The sequence below is a fragment of the Kribbella koreensis genome (assembly GCF_039525325.1).
GTDB lineage: Bacteria > Actinomycetota > Actinomycetes > Propionibacteriales > Kribbellaceae > Kribbella > Kribbella koreensis.
Genome location: NZ_BAAAHK010000020.1, coordinates 45,535 through 65,948, shown reverse-complemented (window position 1 = coordinate 65,948; position 20,414 = coordinate 45,535). Strand labels below are relative to the sequence as shown.

General features: G+C 68.1%; 13 protein-coding genes. 6 read left to right on the top strand and 7 right to left on the bottom strand.

The genetic code is table 11. The features are described 5' to 3' along the window. Nucleotides 1–124: 124 nt before the first annotated feature. On the top strand, nucleotides 125–2,410 hold the full coding sequence (locus ABD116_RS35430) for a HelD family protein (protein ID WP_343980865.1): 2,286 nt from the start codon (nucleotides 125–127) through the stop codon (nucleotides 2,408–2,410). On the opposite strand, the gene ABD116_RS35425 is transcribed toward ABD116_RS35430, so the two are convergent. From ABD116_RS35425 to ABD116_RS35415, 3 genes are all read right to left on the bottom strand, one after another. Beyond that, on the bottom strand, nucleotides 2,331–2,897 hold the full coding sequence (locus ABD116_RS35425) for a DUF2207 domain-containing protein (RefSeq protein WP_343980862.1): 567 nt from the start codon (nucleotides 2,895–2,897) through the stop codon (nucleotides 2,331–2,333). The two genes, ABD116_RS35430 and ABD116_RS35425, sit on opposite strands and share 80 nt — an antisense overlap. A 63-nt stretch (nucleotides 2,898–2,960) precedes the next feature. Beyond that, a complete protein-coding gene (locus tag ABD116_RS35420; RefSeq protein WP_343980859.1) occupies nucleotides 2,961–3,614 on the bottom strand; it encodes a response regulator transcription factor in 654 nt (217 codons plus the stop codon). Then, the gene (locus ABD116_RS35415; RefSeq protein ID WP_343980856.1) at nucleotides 3,599–4,879 is read right to left on the bottom strand and encodes a sensor histidine kinase; all 1,281 of its coding nucleotides are present in this window, start codon (nucleotides 4,877–4,879) and stop codon (nucleotides 3,599–3,601) included. Before ABD116_RS35415 ends, ABD116_RS35420 begins: the two co-directional genes overlap by 16 nt. 542 nt (nucleotides 4,880–5,421) lie before the next feature. On the opposite strand from ABD116_RS35415, the gene ABD116_RS35410 reads away from it, so the two are divergent. Next, nucleotides 5,422–6,876: an outer membrane protein assembly factor BamB family protein gene (locus ABD116_RS35410; RefSeq protein WP_343980853.1), complete on the top strand. Its 1,455-nt coding sequence runs from the start codon at nucleotides 5,422–5,424 to the stop codon at nucleotides 6,874–6,876. 49 nt (nucleotides 6,877–6,925) lie between these two features. Further along, on the top strand, nucleotides 6,926–8,380 hold the full coding sequence (locus tag ABD116_RS35405) for an outer membrane protein assembly factor BamB family protein (RefSeq protein ID WP_343980850.1): 1,455 nt from the start codon (nucleotides 6,926–6,928) through the stop codon (nucleotides 8,378–8,380). Between the two features lie 85 nt (nucleotides 8,381–8,465). On the opposite strand, the gene ABD116_RS35400 is transcribed toward ABD116_RS35405, so the two are convergent. The 4 genes from ABD116_RS35400 to ABD116_RS35385 all read right to left on the bottom strand — a co-directional run bounded on the left by ABD116_RS35400 (nucleotide 8,466) and on the right by ABD116_RS35385 (nucleotide 13,027). Further along, nucleotides 8,466–9,701 carry a M20 family metallopeptidase gene (locus ABD116_RS35400; protein WP_343980847.1) on the bottom strand — a complete coding sequence of 412 codons (1,236 nt, stop codon included), beginning with the start codon at nucleotides 9,699–9,701 and terminating at the stop codon, nucleotides 8,466–8,468. Nucleotides 9,702–9,758: 57 nt separating this feature from the next. Beyond that, on the bottom strand, nucleotides 9,759–10,457 hold the full coding sequence (locus ABD116_RS35395) for a hypothetical protein (RefSeq protein ID WP_343980844.1): 699 nt from the start codon (nucleotides 10,455–10,457) through the stop codon (nucleotides 9,759–9,761). Nucleotides 10,458–10,613: 156 nt separating this feature from the next. Beyond that, nucleotides 10,614–11,552: an NAD-dependent epimerase/dehydratase family protein gene (locus tag ABD116_RS35390; RefSeq protein ID WP_343980841.1), complete on the bottom strand. Its 939-nt coding sequence runs from the start codon at nucleotides 11,550–11,552 to the stop codon at nucleotides 10,614–10,616. Nucleotides 11,553–11,629: 77 nt separating this feature from the next. Next, nucleotides 11,630–13,027 carry a serine hydrolase domain-containing protein gene (locus ABD116_RS35385; protein ID WP_343980837.1) on the bottom strand — a complete coding sequence of 466 codons (1,398 nt, stop codon included), beginning with the start codon at nucleotides 13,025–13,027 and terminating at the stop codon, nucleotides 11,630–11,632. Between the two features lie 55 nt (nucleotides 13,028–13,082). On the opposite strand from ABD116_RS35385, the gene ABD116_RS35380 reads away from it, so the two are divergent. The 3 genes from ABD116_RS35380 to ABD116_RS35370 all read left to right on the top strand — a co-directional run bounded on the left by ABD116_RS35380 (nucleotide 13,083) and on the right by ABD116_RS35370 (nucleotide 20,404). Then, nucleotides 13,083–13,955: a diacylglycerol/lipid kinase family protein gene (locus ABD116_RS35380; protein ID WP_343980834.1), complete on the top strand. Its 873-nt coding sequence runs from the start codon at nucleotides 13,083–13,085 to the stop codon at nucleotides 13,953–13,955. Between the two features lie 109 nt (nucleotides 13,956–14,064). Then, nucleotides 14,065–19,776: an RHS repeat-associated core domain-containing protein gene (locus ABD116_RS35375; RefSeq protein WP_343980830.1), complete on the top strand. Its 5,712-nt coding sequence runs from the start codon at nucleotides 14,065–14,067 to the stop codon at nucleotides 19,774–19,776. 10 nt (nucleotides 19,777–19,786) lie between these two features. Further along, nucleotides 19,787–20,404, top strand: coding sequence for a hypothetical protein (locus ABD116_RS35370; protein WP_343980827.1), 618 nt, complete (start codon nucleotides 19,787–19,789; stop codon nucleotides 20,402–20,404). Nucleotides 20,405–20,414: the final 10 nt, after the last annotated feature.

Sequence of the window (20,414 nt, the reverse complement as noted above, 5' to 3'; positions counted from 1 at the left end):
TGTCTGGACATAAAAAAAGCTCCCTCAAGGGAGCAACTGCTAACAGCTTAACGCATTCAGGCGCGGTGTGTCAAAGGCAAATCGTGGAATGCCCGAAAGGGCAGCAGGGGATCGGGGAGCGCGCATGACGGGTGGAACGCAGAAGCATGAGATCGCCGAAGAGCAGGAGCAGGTGACCCTGCTCTACGACCGTTTGGACGTACTCCGGGAGCGTGCGGCGGCCGATCTGCGCCGGGTGCTCGGCGAGCAGACGACCGGTACCGACCAGGCGTTGGGTGAACGCGAATCGCTCACCACGCTCTATTCCCGGCGGCACACCCAGTTGTCGTCGGTCGAGCGTGGATTGTGTTTCGGCCGGGTCGACAACGCGGACGAGAGCCGTTTCCATGTCGGCCGGATCGGATTGTTCGACGACGACTACGAACCGCTGCTGATCGATTGGCGGGCACCGGCCGCGCAGGTTTTCTACCGGGCGACCGCGGCCAATCCGCTCGGGGCGACCCGGCGGCGGCACATCCAGTTGCATCACCGCACGGTGGTGGGGGTGGACGACGATCTGCTGGACCTCGACGGGATCAGCGATCGGAGTTCGCTGACCGGCGAGGCTGCGTTGCTCGCTTCGGTCGCGTCGAACCGGACCGGGCGGATGAAGGAGATCGTCGCGACGATCCAGAGCGAGCAGGACGAGATCGTGCGGTCGGGGCTGCCCGGAGTACTGGTTGTGCAGGGTGGGCCGGGGACGGGCAAGACGGTGGTCGCGCTGCATCGGGCGGCCTACCTGCTCTATACGCATCGGGAGCAGTTGTCCGAGAAGGGCGTGCTCGTCGTCGGGCCGAACTCCACCTTCCTGCGCTACATCGATCAGGTGCTGCCGTCGCTCGGTGAGACCGACGTGATGCTGTCGACGGCCGGCGAGTTGTTCCCTGGAGTCGTCGGAACCGCTGTTGAGTCAGTCGCCGCCACCCGGCTCAAGGGTGATCTTGCGATGGTCGATGTCGTCGCTAGGGCTGTGCGGGACTTCCAGCTGGTGCCGGACGAGCCGATCGCGATCAAGATCGGTGGGTATCGGTTGCAGCTGAAGCCGGCCGTCGTGCTGAAGCTCGGGGAGCGGGCGAGGCGTCGCGACGATCGGCACAACCAGGCTCGGCGGCACTTCGCGCGTGGGGTGATCGAGGAGCTGACGCAGCAGGTCGTCAATCAGGTCGGCGGGCGGTACATGGGGGAGGAGGACGTCGCGGATCTTCGCAAGGAGGTGCGTGAGGACGATCTGGTCCGGTCGGTGATCAATCAGTTGTGGCCGGAGCTCACGCCGGAGCCGGTGGTCGCGCTGCTGTTGTCTTCGCCGGAGCGGTTGGCCTCGGCGGCGCCGCACTTGTCCGAGGCGGAGCTGGCCTTGCTGCTTCGGCCGCGTGATTCGGCTTGGGCGCAGTCCGATGTGCCCTTGCTGGATGAGGCTGCCGAGTTGCTGGGGGAGCCGGAGTCGGCGACCCAGGAACGGGCCGCCGCTGCTGCGGCTGAGACGGCGGCGGTACGGGAGAACCTCGAGTACATGAAGACGGTGGTGAAGGAGGAGCTCGACGCGGGCTCGGACCGGATCACGCTGATGCCGTGGGAGATCGAGCAGTTCATCGGGCAGGCGGCCAATCGCAACCGGGTCAGGGATCCGCTGGCGACGATCGTGGAGCGGGCCTACGGGGATCGGAGCTGGCAGTTCGCGCATGTGATCGTGGACGAGGCGCAGGAGCTGTCCGCGATGGAGTGGCGGACGCTGATGCGCCGGTGTCCGCGGCGGTCGATGACGCTGGTCGGGGATGTCGCGCAGACCGGGTCTGAGGCTGGTACCGGGTCTTGGGCGGAGGTACTGGATCGGTATGCGCCGAAGCGGTGGCGGACGGAGGAGTTGACGGTCAACTACCGGACACCGGCGCAGATCATGGCGGTCGCCGCCGATGTGCTGGCGGCGATCAATCCCTCACTCACCCCGCCTACGTCGGTCCGTGAGACCGGCGCGGCGCCTTGGAGCCAGGTCGTGGCTCCGGAGGCCTTTGACTCAGCGCTGGTGGAGGCCGTTCTGGCTGAGCAGGAGGCGGTCGGTGACGGGCGGCTAGCGGTGATCGTGCCGTCGTCACGGCATGCTGCCTTGACCGTGCTGCTGGCGGCCAAGGTGCCGGGGATCGCGTACGGGCCGGATCCTTCGGTGCTCGACTCGATGACGGTCGTGCTCGATGTCGCGCAGTCGAAGGGACTGGAGTTCGACGGAGTGCTGATCGCCGACCCGGGCGCGATCATCGCCGACTCAGGCAGGGGGTTGTCCGACCTGTATGTCGCGGTCACGCGCTCGACGCGGCGCCTCGGCGTACTGGCGTCGGGTGAACTCCCTGCCGTTCTGGCCGGTACGACGACTCGCTGAGGGTACGCCGGAGCTGCGCGTCCTCGATCGCCTCAGGCCCGAGCACCGCGATCCGGCGCAGCCCATCGGGCGGGTTGGCCAGCACCTCACGACGTGCCCGCCGACCCGCCCCGGTGAGCCCCGGCCACCACTTCCTCGCCAGCCCCCGCGCAACCAACATGCTCCGCGCCTGCCGCATGCCCCTGGACCCATCGACGGCGTCCGCAATCGCGCTCAACTCGACCCCGCCCGCCCCTACCGCTTCAAGCACGGCCTGCTCCACGCCGTCGACCTCAACAGACCAACCCGGCGCGCAAGGCGCCGCACCCGGCACGGCGCTCACCGCGTCCGGCGCGGAGGGTGCCTCGTCCACCCGGTAGGCGCGCCCGTCCGCGCCGAGTTCCAACTGCTCCGACTGACACAGCGCGAGCACCGCCGTCACCACAGCCCGCCGAGCCCCACCACAGAGGTAGGACAACTCGTGCAACGACAACGCAGCCGCTCTCATCCTGGTGTCCTCCTGGATCCCTTTGGCCAGTTGGACCTGTTCCGGCCGCCGCCGGTTCCCACTTCAGCTTGTGACTTGGTTCAGGTAGGCGAGGACGGCCAGGACCCGGCGGTTGGTGGTGGTGTCGTCGGTGATGCCGAGTTTGGTGAACAGGGCGGTGGTGTGTTTGCTGACCGCGCTCTCGCTCAGGTACAGGCGCCGGCAGATGGCCTGGTTGGAGAGGCCTTCGGCCATCAGGGCGAGGACTTCGTGTTCGCGTTCGGTGAGCCGGCCGAGTTTCTTGCCGGGGGTGCCGGCGTTGAGCAGCTTGGCGATCACGGCCGGGTCCATCGCGGTGCCGCCGGCGGCGACGCGTTCGAGGGCGTCGACGAACTGGTCGGCGTCGAAGACGCTCTCCTTGAGCAGGTAGCCGATGCCGCCGGTGCCGTCGGCGAGGAGCTCGCGGGCGTAGAGCTGTTCGACATGCTGGGACAGGATCAGGACCGGCAGGCCCGGTACTTCGTTGCGCGCGGCAAGGGCAGCGCGGAGGCCCTCGTCCGACTGGGTCGGTGGCATCCGGACGTCGATGATCGAGACGTCGGGCCGGAGCTCCAGCAGGGCGGCGAGGGTCTCTGGACCGGTACTCGTGGTCGCGACGACCGAGTGCCCGTAGGCCTCGAGCAGGCGGACCATTCCGTCGCGGAGGAGGTACAGGTCTTCGGCTACAAGGATTCGCATGGCACCACCATTCTGACCGTCGTCGGGCCACCGGGCGGGCTGGCGATCTCGCACCCGCCGTCGAAGACCGCCAGCCGTCGTTGCAACCCCTCGAGTCCGCCGCCCTTGCGAGCGGTGGCGCCGCCCTTGCCGTCGTCGGAGACCTCGACGACGAGCGCCGCGCCTTTCCGATCCTCGTCCGGCACCGGCGAGCGGGTGAAGGTGATTCGTACTGACGTTGCGTGGGCGTGTTTGGTGGTGTTGGTGAGTAGTTCTGCGACTGCGAAGTACAGGGCGGACTCGATGGGTGGGTCGAGGGTGAGGCGGGTATCGGCGCTGACGGTGACCGCGAGTGGGCTGTCCAGCGCGAGGGCTCGGACCGCGTCGATGAGGCCGCGCTCGTTGAGGACGGGCGGGTTGATGCCTTGGACCAGTTCGCGGAGCTCGGTCAGGGAGGTGGCGGCGCCGGCTCGGGCTTCGCGCATGAGCGCCTTGGCTTGCTCGGGGTTGGTCTCCATCAGCTTCTCGGCGGTGGCCAGAGCGAGGCCGAGGGCGACCAGTCGGGCTTGGGCGCCGTCGTGGAGGTCGCGCTCGATCCGGCGGATCTCGGCAGCCTGGGCGACGGTGCTGTCGGCACGCTGGGCGGTCAACTCATCGACTCGCTCTGCCAGGAGCTGTTCCTGCGACGGACGCAGGAAGCGGATGGCCACTGGCTCGGTGGTGCGCCAGGCGTAGGGGGAGACGGCGATTGCGGCGATCACGCCCAGAGCGCCGAGCAGAATGGTGAGGCCTGACGGCTCGATGAACGCGAGGATCGCCAGCGCGATGCCGGCTGGTGGGATGGCGGCGGGCAGGCCGATGGCGAAGGGGGCGATCTCCAGGAAGCGCAGGTCGCGCCAGGTCGCGGGATCGCGCCAGAGGTTCGCGAGTTCCTGGTCCTCCTTGGCTTCCTTCTGCGTGGGGGAGTAGGAGCGGCCGTTCCACCAGTAGCCGGTGGACATCTGGGTCACGGGTGCAGGCTCCAGGTAGCCGCCGGGGATGACGGTGCCGGTCCAGCGCGCTACGAAGTACCGGATCATCCGGCAGACCGGCCGGGCCAGGGCGAACGTGCCGATGGCCGCCAGCACGACCGGTGCGAAAAGCGACCAGGGGTTGCCGCCCCACCAGATCCACACCACCGCGGCAATCGCCCAGACGGCCGGAACCACCATGGTCACCCCGACCAGAACACAGGCCCGCGCGAACCCCACGCACACCCTCACCAGCCACGGCACCACCTGTCGCATGTCTCCTCCAGTCGTCGGTACGGCTCGCTGTCTCCACTCTGTACCGACCGGATCCCGATTCTGGCCGAACTGGCCCGAAAGTAGGCCCAGCCCCACCCATCCAGGTGCCCAGGCCCCTCAAAATCTCGGCTGTGAGAACCCTCGGCCTGGTCACCGACGAGAACCCCGGCGAACCACAGGCAGCTGCTCGCGAGAGGACATCGCGTTGACGATTTCAGCCCGGCTGGACCGGCCGTCCATCGAGCCGGACGCATCTGTCGCCCGCACCGGTCCCACGCAGTTGCCTGTTGCAGGTTGCTGCAATCAACGACTTTCTGACGGCCTTTCGACCGCAACTCTGCGAGGATGCGCGCGACCGAGCTCGCGGTCGCCGGCGGCAACCATCTGATCGGACGGTCCGGGAAATGGGTGTCCGCCGACCGGATGCCGGGTGTGCCCGGCGGCTCCTGACCGGCACCGGACTCGATGCCGAACCGGACGTCCAGGTCGACGATCGTTGCCCATAGCATCAGAACTGCTCTTACCCCCGAACGGAGACCACGATGAAACGGCGGATCATCGCCATTGCCGTCGGCGTTGCGGTGATCGCGGCCGGCGGAGTTCTGATCGGCCGGCCCTTGTGGGCCGGGCGGTGCTCGGCGAGCTTCGCAAAGATCCCGGCCGCGGAGCTGACGACGCTGCATGCGATGCCGCTCGACCAGGTCGAGGTCGACGACTTCGACGAGGAGTATCGGGAGAACGTCCGGAATCTCCTGGAGGTCGCACTGCATCCGGTGGGCCCACTCGGACCGGCCCGAAGCGCCGTTGTCGTACCTCATGTAGGAGGCTCGGGTGCCGCGAGCCTGGCCAACTCCGACGACGGGAACGTGCGATTCGAGCTCGACGGTGGCGGTCTCATCGGGACGGAGACAGCTGGTGCCATCGTGCAGGTCGACGCGAAGACCGGTCAATCGGTGTGGGGACGCCGCCAAGTGGGCTACGGCGCCGGCGGCGGCGACCTCGCCGGCCACCTGATCCTGATGCACACACCCAGGAACAAGGCGCCACGCGTCGCGGCGGTGAACACCGGCAACGGTGACCTCGCCTGGTGCACGAAACTCGGCAAGGACAGCGAGACCCGGTACCGTCCGACCTTCGATTCGGCGGCGTCCGGAGACGCACTCTTCGTCGTCCGCGAATCCGATGCGGACAACGAATCCGACGACGACGTGCGGTTGTCCCGCATCGACGCCCGGTCCGGCGACGTCAACTGGAACCTGCCCGTCGAGGGTCTCGGCCAGGCCGACTCCTTGCAGGTGCTGCACGACCAGATCCTGCTGAGCCCGTTCCACATCGATCTGGACGCCAACGGCCGAAGGCAGGTCCTGGAGTCGGGCGACATGTCGCAGCCGGTGAACGACCGCGGCGCGATTGTGGGCCGGTCGGTTGCGGACGGTAGCGCGACCTGGCTGTACCGCGGACCGGACGATCGAGGCTGGATCAACAACGTCGTCGGCACCGGCAAGGACGTCGCGGTAGTCATCTCACGCCGCTCGTCCTATCAGGGAAAGCTCTTGGTCAACGAGAACTGGCTGACCGGCATCGATCGGACCGGCAAGCAGTTGTGGAAGCACGACTTCAAGGGCCAGTTCACCGACCTCCGGCGCGATTCTTTCCTGGTGACGGGCGATCTGGTCCTGTCCCACGAGCAGCGAGACAGTAAGGCCGATACCTCCACCCTGGTCGCCCGCAGCCTGACAGACGGCACCGAACGCTGGCGAACCCAGCTCACCGGAACCTGGTCGCCACTGCGGCCCGAGGCAGCCCAAACCCTCGGCAACGATCTCTTGGCGAGCACCTACGGCGGCGGCCTCACGGCCGTCGACCTCCGCTCGGGAGCCGTGTCCAATCCGCTGCCGGGTCGGAAGATCGGCCCGATCGACCGCATCGTCAGCGACGGCCGCACCGTGACGATCGACGCCAACGGCCTGTTCATCACCTTCGACCGAACCTTCTGATGGGCCGGGCTCGGCCCGCTACGGATCCCTACCTCGAACGGAGACCACGATGAACCGGCGGGCCATCGCCGTCGTCACCGGCGTCGCGGTGATCGCGGCCGGAGTTCTGATCGTCCGGCCTTTGTGGACGGGGCGGTGCGCGGCGAGTTTCGGAGAGGTTCCGGTCGCGAAGCTGGCGAGGCTCCACGCGGTGCCGCTGGACCAGGTCAAGGTCGACGACTTCTACGACGGGGTTCGGCAGGACCTCCGGAATCTGCTGGAGGTCGCACAGCATCCGGTGGCACCGCTCGGGGCCGCCCGTAGTGCCGTCGTCCTACCCAGTGAAACGGGTACGGCTATCGCGACTCTGGCCAACTCGAACGACGGGGACGTCCGATTCGAGGTAGGCGACGGCGGCCTCCTAGGGCCGGGTACCGGCGGTGCCCTCGTGCAGGTCGACGGCGAGACCGGACAGCCGGTCTGGGGACGCCACCAGGTGGGCTACGGCGCCGGCGGTGGGGACCTGGCCAACCGCATGCTGTTGATGCGCATGCCCAGGGACAAGGCGCCACGGATCACGGCCGTGGACACCAGCAACGGCGATATCGCCTGGTGCACGAAGGTCGGCAAGGACAGCGATACGGACTCGCGCTGGACCTTCGGCTCGGCGGCGTCCGGGGATGCGCTCTTCGTCGTCCGCCCATCCGACGCGACCAAGAAATCGGATCATGACGTGCGGTTGGCCCGCATCGACACCCGGTCGGGCAAAGTCAACTGGAACAAGCGCGTCGCGGGCCTCGACGAGGCCGATTCTGTGCAGCTGCTGCACGACCAGGTCCTGCTGAGCCGGTTCCCCACCGACCTGGACGACATCGGCCGCTCGCGGAAACTCGATCCGGACCGCAAGTCGGAGCCGCCGGTCAGGGATCGGGGTGCCGTCGTGGCGCGGTCGGCTGCGGACGGTACGCCGACCTGGTCCTACCGTGGACCCGACGATCGAGGCTGGATCAGTAACGTCGTCGGCACCGGCAAGGACGTCGCGGTAGTGATCTCCCGCCGCTCGTCCGATCAAGGCAAGACCCTGATGACCGAGACCTGGATGACCGGCATCGATCGAACCGGCAAACAACTGTGGAAGCACGACTTCAAGAACCAGTTCGGCTACTGGCTCATCGACTCCTTCAAGGTGACCGGCGACCTCGTCCTGTCCTACGAGAAGAGCAACAGCAAGCCGAAGTCGTCCGACCTGGTTGCCCGCAACCTCACCGACGGCACCGAACGCTGGCGAACGCAGATCTCCGCAACCGGCTCGCCCCTGAGGCAGGGGGCATCCGAAGTCCTCGGTAACAGCCTCTTGGCGAACACCTTCGACGACGGGCTGCTTGCCGTCGACCTGGGATCAGGAGCCGTGACCAATCCTCTGCCGGGCCAGAAGATCGGTGCGATCAAGGGCATCGTCAGCGACGCCCGCACCGTGACGATCGACGCCAACGGCCTCTTCATCACCTTCGACCGAACCTTCTGACGCGGTCTGCGGTGACCCAGTCCGCCGGTTGCTCTCGACCGCCGCTCTGCGAGTCGCCGGCTCCGTACCGGTCATCGATCAGTGCTCAGCCAAGTAGCCGTAGGGCAGTCAGGGCGTAGGTCCGGGCGGCTACCACCAGCTCATCGACGCCGACGGATTCGTCGGCGCGGTGGGCTTGGTCGGTGACGGAGCCGGGGCCGAGCACTACGACCGGTACGCCGAGGTCGCGCGCTACGAAACCGCCGTCGCAGGCAGCTGTCCAACCGCCGAGCGGGAGCCGTGGTCCACCGGCGTCGGCGAGCGCCGCATCGGTCACGGTGACCAGCTCCGTATCGGCGGAGGTGAGGAACGCGGGCATCTCCATCGGCATCGCGAGCTCTACCGAAAGGCCGCGATCTTCCAGCTCGAGGGCAGCGACCCGGGCCTTGAGATCGTCGAGAACGGCCTCAGGTGATTCACCCGGAAGCAGCCGCCGGTCGGCGACGAGCACGCACTCGGCCGGCACGATCGAACCACCCGTACCACCCTGGATCTGCCCGACGCTCCAAGTAGCCGCCCCCAGCAACGGATGCGGCGCCTCGGCCAACTCCGCATGCAACCGCTCGATCTCCGCAACCACAGCAGCCGCGCCGTAGATGGCGTTCGCCCCATCGGCCGGATTCCCCGCATGGCAGGACTTCCCATGGATCTCCACCCGAAGATACGAGTCGCCACGCGCGCCGATGATGGTCTGCAAGTCAGTCGGCTCAGCCGTAATGCATCCAAGCCACGAGCCGCCGCCGACGCCGCCAACACCACTGCCTCCGCTGTCGCCGCCATCGGCGGTGGCGTCCCGCCTTGTGGCTTCGACGTAGGCGCGGATTCCCTTGCCGGTTTCTTCCTCGTCCATCAGGGCGGCCAGCTCGACCGGGCCGCTCAGCTCGACGCCGCGAAGCGCCGCGAGGGCGGCGAGTGCGGCGGCGAGGCCGCCTTTCATGTCGGAGGCGCCGCGGCCGTAGATGCGGCCGTCGAGCAGTTCGCCGCCGAAGGGGTCCCTGGTCCAGCCGTCGCCGATCGGGACGACGTCGGTGTGGCCGAGGAGGAGCAGGCCCGGGCCGTTGCCGCCGGCAAGGGTGATGGTGAGGTTGTCGCGGCCGGGCTCGACCCGGGTGGCTACGACATCGAGATCCAGTTCGATCGCGGCCGCGCTCAACGCAGAGACCGTCGCAGCCTCCTCGCCGGGTGGATTCTGCCCGGGCGCCCGCAGCAGGTTCTGGGTGATCCGGACGAGCAGCTGTTCGTCGACGCGATCGAGGACGGCTTGTTCGGCGGGTGTGATCATGAAGTCAGTTTCGCAGCGGAAGGCCGCGACCCCCAGTGGGGGACGCGGCCTGCGAGCTCACTTGCTGATGGCGGCGGTGGTGAAGTCCCAGATGGTGGTGTTCGCCGGGACGACCGCGCGGTAGTACCGGGTCGCCTTCGGGGTCCAGGTGAAGGCGGCCTGGCCGACCTTGTTGGTGGTCACCTTGCGCAGGTACAGCCACTTCGTGCTGCCCGGCACCTTGTACTGCAGGGTGACGGCCTTCGACGGCCAGCGGACGAACGCGTTCGCCTTCGGGTTGTAGTAGCCGACCGTGGCGACCACCGTCGTGGTGCCGCCGACGCGCTTGCCGGAAACCGTTGCCGACGACGCGTACTTCGTCACGGACGGGACCGGCTTGAGGATGGCGACGTCGTCACCCTGCGAGTCGGTGCCGGTCTCGCTGGTCGGCGTCCAGGTGACCCGGCCGACCGGTGAGACGAAGGCGGACAGCTGGAGCTCGGCGAACCGGTCGCCGTTCAGGAACTCGAGCTTCGTCTTCTCCGGGTCGCCGGGCTGGATGCCCTTCCAGTCGGCGTTGTACAGGGTTGCGGGGCAGGAGGCGGCCAGGCCGACCGTGTAGTTCGTCGTGCGCCTCCGCATGATCAGCTTCGCCGGCACCAGCGGCTTGCACTCGGGAAGAGCAGGCGCGGCGGACGGCGCCGCCTCGGCGGGCGTGCCGAACGCGAGTCCGGAAGCAAGCAGCGCGGTTGCTGCGAGCAACGACTTGTAACGCATGGGTGTATCCCCCTTGAGCGATGACTTCGGTCTGCTGGAACCGTAAGCAGCTCGCACCACCCAAGGGGGCGAATCCGCCGGACGCTGCATGTTCGGAAAGACACCCCTGCCCGAACGGGTGACCAGGCGCTGGGACCGGCCGTCACCTCACGCCGCTCACAGGCCGTGGCGGAAGCCCTGTCGCCAGCTGGCGTAGCCGGGCTGCCAGCCGAAGGCGTCCTTCGCCTTGCCGTTGTCCGCCCCGCGGATCTGGGTGAAGGCCGAGACCGCTGCCTCACCCGCGGCCAGCTTGGCCAGCCAGACCGGGAGGTGACGTGGTGGCTTCGCGCCGAGGATGCGGGCGAGCTCGGGCAGCCAGACCGCAGCGGAGGCCGGGTCGTCGTCGGCGATCTGGTAGATGCCGGGGTCGCCCGTCGTGACTGCCCGAACGGTCGCATCGGCCGCGTCGTCGTAGTGGATGAAGGACCAGACGCCGGATCCGTCGCCGATCAACGGCAGCCTGCGGCGGCGGATCAGCTCGACCAGCTCGCCACCTTTGCCGATCGCGCCCGTCGGACCGTAGAAGCTCGCGTACCGGAGTACGAGGCCCTCGATTGCCTGGTCTGCGGTGACGGCCGCCTCGAGGTGGCGGATGCCGGCCATCGTCTGACTGGTCGCGGCGACCGGGTGAGCATCCAGCGGGTCACTCTCGGTCTTGGTCGGCGAGCCACCGCGCTGCAGGTTCCAGCCGGCGTAGCTCTGGACGATGATCCGCCGTACGCCGGCCGCGTGCGAGGCAGCGAGCAAGTTGTCCGTGCCCTCGGTGCGCAGCCGGTTGGTCAGCGCGAAGCTCTCGTCGAACTTCCTGAAGTCGATCCCGGACCTCAGCGCCGTCATCTGGTGCACTACCACTTCCGGCTGCACGGACCCGACGGCCGCCTTCACCGCGGCAGCATCCAGCCCGTCCGCCAGCACCACCTGAGCACCCTGCGCCCGTACGCCGGCCGCGCCCGACTCGGACCGGATCATCCCGGTCACGTCGTGCCCCGCCGCGATCAGCTTCGGCACCAGCGAACGTCCGAGCCCGCCGGTCGCACCTGCCACCAACACCTTCATGTCATCCTCCGTCTCACCGTTGACGACCCAGGGACACGGCGGAGAGCGCGGGTGTGACTATGACCCGCGTCACGTGCTCAGCGTGAGCGCAGGGTCAGCTCCGGTGGCCAGAAGGAGACGTTGAAGCGCAGGTCGATCTGCAGCGCCTCACCGTCGACCCGGCAGCGCAGCGTGACGACATACGGCGATTCGAGGTAGCGGACGATGGCGACGAAGGTGTCGCCGTCCCCGTACGCGCTGGTGACCAGCCGTTGCGGGGTGTCCTGCAGCTTGTCGACATCCTCCTGCCACGGCCCGGGAGCGAAGCTCAGCTCCTGCGTCCTGCCCGTGGTCGCCTGCGCATCGTCGGCCAGCGAGCCGGGCACGAGGGTGAAGGTGCCGGTACCGTCCGGGTCGAGCCGGACCGCGGCGATCCCCATCGGGTTGGCGTCGAACTCGTACGTCCGCCCGTCGCCGGCATAGGTCGCGCCGGTCGGCGGCACCAGCTCGAGCCGCGGCGGCCGCGCAGTACCGTCGCCTGCTTCGCCCTGCAGAGCCGGCAGCAGGTGCTCCCAGATGATGTCCATGACGGCCTGCATGTCCGGCGAGGCGCTGGTGATGACGAGCGTCGCGTCGTGATCGGGGAAGACCAGACAGTACTGACCGAAGGCGCCGTCGCCCCGGTACGCGTTGTTGCGGGCGCGCCAGAACTGGTAGCCGTACCCCTGCTGCCAGTCCGGGTTGGTCTCGGAGGAATTGTCGACCTGCTTCTTCGTCGCCTCGTCGATCCAGGCCGCGGGCACGAGTTGCTTGCCGTCCCACTCGCCGCGCTGCAGCAGGAACTGGCTGAACCGCGCCAGCGACTCGGTGTTGATGCTCAGCCCCCAGCCGCCCAGCGTGACGCCCTCCTTCGACGTCGGCCAGGTCGCCTCGTCGATGCCGAGCGGCCCGAACAGCCTCGGCCGCAGGTAGTCGAGCAGCGTCTCGCCGGTGACCTTCCCCACGATCGCGGACAGCATGTAGGTCGCGCCGGTGTTGTAGACGAACGGAGCGCCCGGCGCGTGCGCGACCTCCAGGCCGAGGAAGGTGCGGATCATCCGCTCGTCCCGGCCGAGCGCCTCGATGGTGTCCTGGGCATGACCGGTCGACATCGTGAGCAGGTGCCGGATCTCCATCGCGGCCAGGTTGTCGCTGATCTCGTCCGGCAGCTCGTCCGCGCTGAAGAACGACACCACCTTGTCGTCGATCGAGAGCTTGCCGTCGGCGACGAGCAGGCCGATCCCGGTCGAGGTGAAGCTCTTCGAGATCGAGAACAGCAGGTGCGGATCCTCGATCCGGTACGGCGCCCAGGCCTCCTCGAGCACGACCTTGCCGTGTCTCAGCAGGATCAGTGTCTGGATCTCCTGCGCGGACGCGTCGAGCGCGCCGACGAAGGCGTCCAGTGCGGTGGCGGATAGGCCCTGGTCTTCTGGGGTACTCCGTAGGAGGCTGCTCACCCGAGCAAGTTATCCCGTCGAACGGACAAAAAGCACAGTGATATCCACAGCCGCCGTGATCCTCAATCCGATCAAGGTCCCCGACGGGTTTCAGAGCAAGGTCGCAGCGGCGCTCGCGGAACGCGGCGTCGCCGAGCCGTTGTGGCTGGAGACGACCGAGGACGACCCCGGCTCGTCGATGGCGCGGAAGGCGATCGACGAGGGTGTCGACCTGGTCGTCGTGGCCGGCGGCGACGGGACCGTCCGGGTCGTCTGCGCCGAGCTGGCCGGGACCGGCATCCCGGTCGCGGTACTTCCCGCAGGTACCGGCAACCTGCTGGCCCGCAATCTCGGCATCTCGCTCGACCTCGACGAGGCCCTCGGCCAGCTCCTGGACGGCGGCGAACACCGCATCGACAGCGTCACGGTCAAGGGCGACCAGCTCGACGACGACCGCTTCGTCGTGATGGCCGGCCTCGGGCTGGACGCCGCGATCATCGCCGACGCCCCCGACGGCCTGAAGAAGCACGTCGGCTGGGCGGCGTACGTGGTCTCGACCGTGAAGAACCTCAACCACCCGTTCATCCGGGTGGAGATCACCATCGACGACCGGCCTCCGGTACGCCGGCGAGCCCGCACCGTCGTGATCGGCAACGTCGGCACCCTGCAGGCCAACATCCCGCTGCTCCCGGACGCCGAGCCCGACGACGGCAAGATCGACCTGGTCGTGCTGGCGCCGCGTCGCGTCAGCCACTGGCCCCGGCTGGCCCTGAGCCTGGTCGTCAAGCGCGTCCAGGAAGGCCGGCACATCGAGCGCTTCACCGGCCAGACCATCCGGGTGAAGGCGTCGACGACGGTCCGCCGCGAACTGGACGGCGACCAGATCGCCAACGGCAGCACTCTCACGGCAACGGTCGACCCTGCCGCTCTGCTGGTGAAGGTGCCCTGAGCCGTCGACCTCTTCCATGCTGATGGAACAGGTCGATCAGGACCGGTGACAGGCACCACCATCACCTGTGCGGGTATGCCCACCCGCACAGGGGAGGGGTGTCACAACTGTGAAGGAAACACGAACGCGCCGCCGCTTGGCCGGTGTCCTGGCGGCAACTCTGTTCATCTCGGTACTGGTCGGGTCGCCACCGACCACGGTCACCGCGGCGGCGGCCGGAGGCGGTCCGAGCGTCCCACTGCCGAACGTGCCCTCCGTCAACGTCACCGGCCAGCAGATGCAGCCGAGAGGCAAGGACGAGGCCAGCACCCGCGCATTGAGCGGTGATCAGCCGCAGTCCGGAGCGGCCGCTGAGGGGTCCGGTACGCAGCACGCGACGCAGCTGGCGCCGTCCTCGACCTGGAGCGTAGCGGCGCAGTCGGGGACGTTCACCTGGTCGTACCCGATCGACGTACCGCCGGCTCCCGGTGGCTTGCAGCCCTCGCTGGCGCTGTCCTACTCCTCGTCGGCAGTGGACGGCCGGACCAGCGCGACCAACAACCAGCCGTCCTGGGTCGGTGACGGCTGGGACCTCGACGTCGGCTCGATCGAGCGCACCTATGGCGGCTGCTCCGAGGACAAGGAAGGCAGCAACAAGGGCCAGAACGCGGGGGACCTGTGCTGGCGGTCGGACAACGCCACCGCTTCCTACCCGGGCGGCGGCGGCCAGCTCATCATCGGCGCCAACGGGTGGCGTCAGCGCAACGACAACGGGTCGCGGATCGAGAAGCTGACCGGTGCGGCCAACGGGGCCAAGGACGGTGAGTACTGGCGGATCACCACGGTCGACGGCACGCAGTACCTGTTCGGGTCCCGGCCCGCCGCCAAGTCGACCTGGACCGTCCCGGTGTACGGCGACGACACCGACGAGCCGTGTCACGGCAGCACCTTCGCCACCTCCGTCTGCACCCAGGCGTGGAAGTGGAACCTGGACCAGGTCATCGACCGGTACGGCAACGTCATCCAGTACGACTACGAGACCGAGAGCAACTCGTACGGCCAGAACGTCAAGGACACGGCCGTCTCCTACATCCGTGGCGGCTGGCTGACCAAGGCGGAGTACGGCCTGCACACGGGGCTCGACGTGCAGCCGACCGGCCGGGTCCTGTTCACGACCGCCGAACGCTGTGTCCCTGGCAGCACCTGTGTCTACGAGAAGAAGGACAACTTCCCGGACGTCCCGCTCGACGAGCGCTGCGTGGTCGCGACCTGCAAGGACCACTACTCGCCGACCTTCTGGACCACCAAGCGGCTGAGCGCGATCACCACCCAGGTGCGGACCGGCGACGACACGTACGCCGATGTCGACCGCTGGGATCTCGACCAGCAGTTCCCCGCGCCGGGCGACGGCGACAAGGCCGCGTTGTGGCTCAAGTCGATCACTCACACGGGACTGGCCGGCGGCGGCTCGATCACGTTGCCGGCGGTGACGTTCGAGGGCGCCAAGATGGCGAACCGCGTCTACCAGTCGGACAACCTGTCGCCGATCATCCGGTACCGGATCACCGGCATCGTCTCGGAGTCCGGCGGCGTCATCTCGGTCAACTACGCGCCACCGGACTGTCTCGCGCCGCCGACCAACCCGGAGTCGAACACCAAACGCTGCTTCCCGGTCCGCTGGACGAAGAAGGACTTCGCCGAGCGCACCGACTACTTCAACAAGTACGTCGTCGAGTCGGTGATCCAGTCCGACCGGCTCAGCTCGAGCACCCAGCAAGAGATCCACTACGAGTACCTGGACGGCGCCGCCTGGCACTACGACCAGTCCGAGTTCACCCCCGCCGACAAGAAGACCTGGAACGAGTTCCGCGGCTTCGGCCGGGTGGTGATCCGCGGCGGCAGCGAGCACGACGAGGCCGGCCCGATCACCCGCTCGGAGCAGCGCTTCTACCGCGGCATGAACGGCGACCGCCTGAACAAGGACGGCGGCACCAAGACGGTGTCGGTGACCGACTCCGAGGGCGGCGTCCATGCCGACGAGGACTGGCTGGCCGGGACCGAGTACGAGACGACCACCTACGACGGCGACTCGGACACGGTCCTCGGCAAGACGATCACCGACCCGGCCTGGCAAGGGCCGACCGCGACCCGTGGCGCCTTCAACGCCTACATCGTCAGGCCGGGAACGAAGCGCGAGTACGCCGCGCTCGACGCGGGCCGCGGCTGGCGGGTCACCGAGACCAGCACCGAGTACGACGACCGCGGCCAGGCGATCCAGGTCGACGACGCCGGCGATCTCGCGGTCACCACGGATGACACCTGCACCCGGACGACCTATCTCCGCAACGACGAGAAGTGGCTGCTCACCCTGCCGTCGCGGGTGGAGAAGGTGGCGGTGAACTGCGCCACCACACCGAAGTACCCGGCGGACGTGCTCTCCGACGTACGGACCTCGTTCGACGGACAGGCCCCGGCTACGGCGCCGACGTCCGGCTCGGTCACCCGGCTGGAGCAGCGGGTCGGCGGGTCGGCGAACGCGCCGGAGTACACGACGATCGCCACGGCCGAGTACGACCTGCACGGCCGGCTGACCGTGAACAAGGACTCCCTCGGGAACATGTCGACGGCCACCTACACGCCTGCGACGGGCGGACCGGTCGTCAGCACGACCGCGACCAACGCGCTCGGCCACACCACGACGACGACGATGGAACCGGCCAGGGGACACCCGATCCTGGTGGTCGATGCCAATCAGCGCAGGACGGAGTCGGCGTACGACGCCCTCGGCAGGCTGGTCGAGACCTGGCTGCCGAACCGGAGCCGTACCGCCAAGCCACCGCAGACCGGTAACTCTCGCTACAGCTACACCGTCCGCAACGACGGGCCCTCGGTGGTCACCACGACCACGCTCGGCCCGCGGGGCAACTACGTCAGCTCCAACACCCTGTACGACGGCCTGTTGCGTCAGCGGCAGACCCAGTCACCGGCGGCCGGTGGTGGCCGGCTGCTGACCGATACCCGGTACGACTCGCAGGGGCGGCCGGCGAAGACGACACAGCCCTACTACAACGACAAGCCGATCGACACCGACCTCTGGGTTGCCAACGACAACGAAGTCCCCGGACTGACCACCACCCAGTACGACGGTGGCGGACGAGCGGTGGAGTCGATCTACCACGGTGGTGGCGACGGCCGCGAGCTGTGGCGAACCAGCACCCGGTACGGCGGCGACTGGACGTCCGTCGACCCGCCGGACGGCACCACGGCGACCAGAACCATCACGGATGCCCAGGAGCGCCCGATCGAGCTCCGGCAGTACCACGGGTCCTCGCCGTCCGGAGACTTCGACAAGACGGCCTACAGCTACACGCCGAGCGGGCGGCTGGCCAGTGTGACCGACTCGGCGGGCAACCGCTGGGCGTACCGCTACAACCTCCGTGATCAGGAGATCTGGCGCAGTGACCCGGACAAGGGGGTCACCACCACCAGCTACGACGACCTGGGGCAAGTGGTCTCGACCACCGACGCCCGGCACCAGACGCTGGTGCACACCTACGACGCGCTCGGCCGGAAGACGGCCGACTACGTCGGCTCCACCAGCGGGACGAAGGTCGCGGTCTGGACCTACGACACCTTGGACAACGGTTCGCCGGTCAAGGGGCAGCTCGCCACGGTGACCAGTTTCGGTCCCGGTGGAGCCGCCTATCGCGAGTCGGTTCTCGCGTACAGCGCACTCTATCTTCCGCTCAAGACCTCGCTCACCCTGCCGGAGACCGAGGGGCCGCTGGGGAAGACCTACGAGGCGAGCAGCACGTACAACGTCGATGGCAGCCTCGCCAGCGAGACCTACCCAGAGGTCGGCGGGCTGTTCAAGGAGTCGGTCTTCCACACGTACGACGACGCCGGCCGGCCCCTGCGGACCTACGGCGGGCCCCAGGGCCAGACCGTCGAGTACGCACTGCAGACGGACTACACCCGGTACGGCGAGCAGCAGCGGGTGCAACTCGGCGAAGGGGACAAGCGGGTCTGGCTGTCGAGCTACTACGACGACAGCACACGCAAGCTCAACCGCACCATCGTCGACGCCGAGCTGCCCAAGCCGATGCAGTCCGACGTGCACTACACGTACGACCGGTCCGGCCGGATCACCTCGATCGCGGACACCCCGCTGGACCGTCCCGCGGATCTGCAGTGCTTCTCGTTCGACTATCTGCAGCGCCTGACCGAGGCGTGGACCCCGCAGAGCGGCTGCGAGACCGCACCCGCCAAGGACAAGCTCGCCGGCGCGGCGCCGTACTGGACGTCCTACACCTACGACAGCACCGGCAACCGCAAGAGCGAGACCCGGCACTCGGGACCTGCCGATGTCGTCAGCACTTCCACCTATCCGGCACCGGGCAGTTCGCAGCCCCATGCGGTCAGTTCGGTCACCACCGGCTCGAGGACCGAGAACTACGCCTACGACCAGAGCGGCAACACGACGGCCAAGGGCGGACAGACTCTCACCTGGAGTCCGGACGGTCTCCTCACCAAGGTCACCGAGGCCGGCAAGACGACCGAGTTCCAGTACGACGGCAAGGGGACCCGCCTGCTCCGGCGGGATCCGGACAGCACCACGCTCTCGCTGGGCAACCAGGAGCTGCGGCTGGACCGTGCCACCGGCGCACTGACGGCCACCCGGTACTACGACCACGGCGGAGCGGGGATCGCGGTCAGGACCCCGACCTCGCTCTCGTGGCTGGCCAACGATCACCACAACACCCAGCAGCTCGCGATCGACTCCCAGGCCCAGTCGGTGGTCCAGCAGCGGACCCTGCCATTCGGTGGCCCGCGGGGGACGACCATCGACCTGCCCGGTGAGAAGGGATTCGTGGGTGGGACGCAGGACTCGTCCACCGGCCTCACCCAGATCGGTGCCCGGGCCTACGACCCGGACACGGGCCGCTTCATCTCGGTCGACAGGATCCTCGACCCGGCCGTTCCGCAGGCGCTCAACGGCTATGCCTACGCCAACAACAGCCCGGTCAGCTCGTCCGACCCGACCGGCATGCGGCTGTGCGACGACCCGCTGTGTACGGAGTACCAGGCTGCTGACGGCACCTGTGTCTGCCCGTCGAGCCCGGAGTCCAACGGGACCAACCTGCTGCACCCGAAGGACTACACCACCAAACACAACGCGGTGCAGACGGCGGCGGGCAACCGCATCGTCCGGCAGGCCCAGGCACTCGGCTTCAAGAACATCAGGCTGCAGTTCAAGGTCCCGGTGCCGCAAGGCAACAAGGACTGCGCGGACAAGACGACGTGGACGCAGATCCCGGGGTGCAACCGCCCTGGGGAGGCCGACATCGTGCTCGTCGCAACGAGCTGTGAGAACGGGTTCTGTGCGGACACGATCTACGTCTGGGAGGTGAAGGCGCTCGGCCAGGACATCAACTACCGGGCGCAGAAGGAGGCCCAGTGGTACGCCGATCATCTCCGGGACTACTCGCAGGAAGGCCACCCGGTCTTCGCCCGGAGCGGGTGGACGATCGGCGGACCGTACCAGGACGTCGCCGGGTTCCCGAAGACGAAGTACTGGGGCATCGTCGACGGCGCGGTCACCTACGGCGACGACAACGACGACAAGGCCACCAAACACATCCAGGGGCATCAGGAGATCGGTTCGCTGCGCGAGTTCTCGGCCGACGACGACATGTGGAAGAAATGGCGGCAGTCCGTGCCCGCCCCGGTACCCGCCCCGGCACCAGCGCCGGAGACCGGCGACCAGTGGAAGGTGCCCCTGCCTCCCGGCGGCATTCCGATCGTCATCCCGATCGGGCCTGTCGTGATCCTGGTTCGGTGATGATGGGCGGGTGAAACCTCTCGACGAGTTGGTGAAGGCGGTCGCGCCGGTGTTCGGCGCGGCCGGCTTCCGGAAGTCCGGGCGGCGGTATCTGCTGATGCCGCCGGCCGGTGCCCCCGGCAACGCCGTACTGGCTGCCTTCGCCCCGTTCACCGGCGACCCGGCCAAGGTCGGCTTCCACCTCGAGTGGGCCGTGATCCCGTCGGCAGCTTTCGCCTTTCACGCCGGTTCGAAGTCGCCCTCGATCACGTGGGGCGTGATCGCCGAGCGCGTACCAGCCCCAGCCGCCTTCGTGACGGGCTCAGCCACCGAACTGTGGTCGTACCCGGTCTCCGAAGGCCCGGACCGCTGCGCTGCCGCTATCACAGAGGTCCTGACCGGCGGCCTTCTGGACCGCCTACTGGCCTTCCAGGACCCCGATCAGGTCCTCCAAGCCATCGACGAAGGCAGCCTGGGCATCGGCCTCCCCACCGAAATCCCGCGCGGCCGCCCCTGGCGCTACCTCTCCATGCACATCGACGATGCCGACCCGTCCGACCTCGAGCCACTCCTCAACCAACTCCAAGGCGCCCCCATGGGCAACCCGTTCCAAGACTGGTGGCGCGAGCGCCTGGCAGCCCGCTCGTAGGGTGGCCGGC

What these genes read in the sequence shown, in the direction of transcription:
- ABD116_RS35395 (WP_343980844.1), bottom strand. Translation starts at nt 10,457, where the DNA reads ATGCGTTACAAGTCGTTGCTCGCAGCAACCGCGCTGCTTGCTTCCGGA.
- ABD116_RS35405 (WP_343980850.1), top strand. Translation starts at nt 6,926, where the DNA reads ATGAACCGGCGGGCCATCGCCGTCGTCACCGGCGTCGCGGTGATCGCG.
- ABD116_RS35415 (WP_343980856.1), bottom strand. Translation starts at nt 4,879, where the DNA reads ATGCGACAGGTGGTGCCGTGGCTGGTGAGGGTGTGCGTGGGGTTCGCG.
- ABD116_RS35390 (WP_343980841.1), bottom strand. Translation starts at nt 11,552, where the DNA reads ATGAAGGTGTTGGTGGCAGGTGCGACCGGCGGGCTCGGACGTTCGCTG.
- ABD116_RS35420 (WP_343980859.1), bottom strand. Translation starts at nt 3,614, where the DNA reads ATGCGAATCCTTGTAGCCGAAGACCTGTACCTCCTCCGCGACGGAATG.
- ABD116_RS35410 (WP_343980853.1), top strand. Translation starts at nt 5,422, where the DNA reads ATGAAACGGCGGATCATCGCCATTGCCGTCGGCGTTGCGGTGATCGCG.
- ABD116_RS35430 (WP_343980865.1), top strand. Translation starts at nt 125, where the DNA reads ATGACGGGTGGAACGCAGAAGCATGAGATCGCCGAAGAGCAGGAGCAG.
- ABD116_RS35400 (WP_343980847.1), bottom strand. Translation starts at nt 9,701, where the DNA reads ATGATCACACCCGCCGAACAAGCCGTCCTCGATCGCGTCGACGAACAG.
- ABD116_RS35425 (WP_343980862.1), bottom strand. Translation starts at nt 2,897, where the DNA reads ATGAGAGCGGCTGCGTTGTCGTTGCACGAGTTGTCCTACCTCTGTGGT.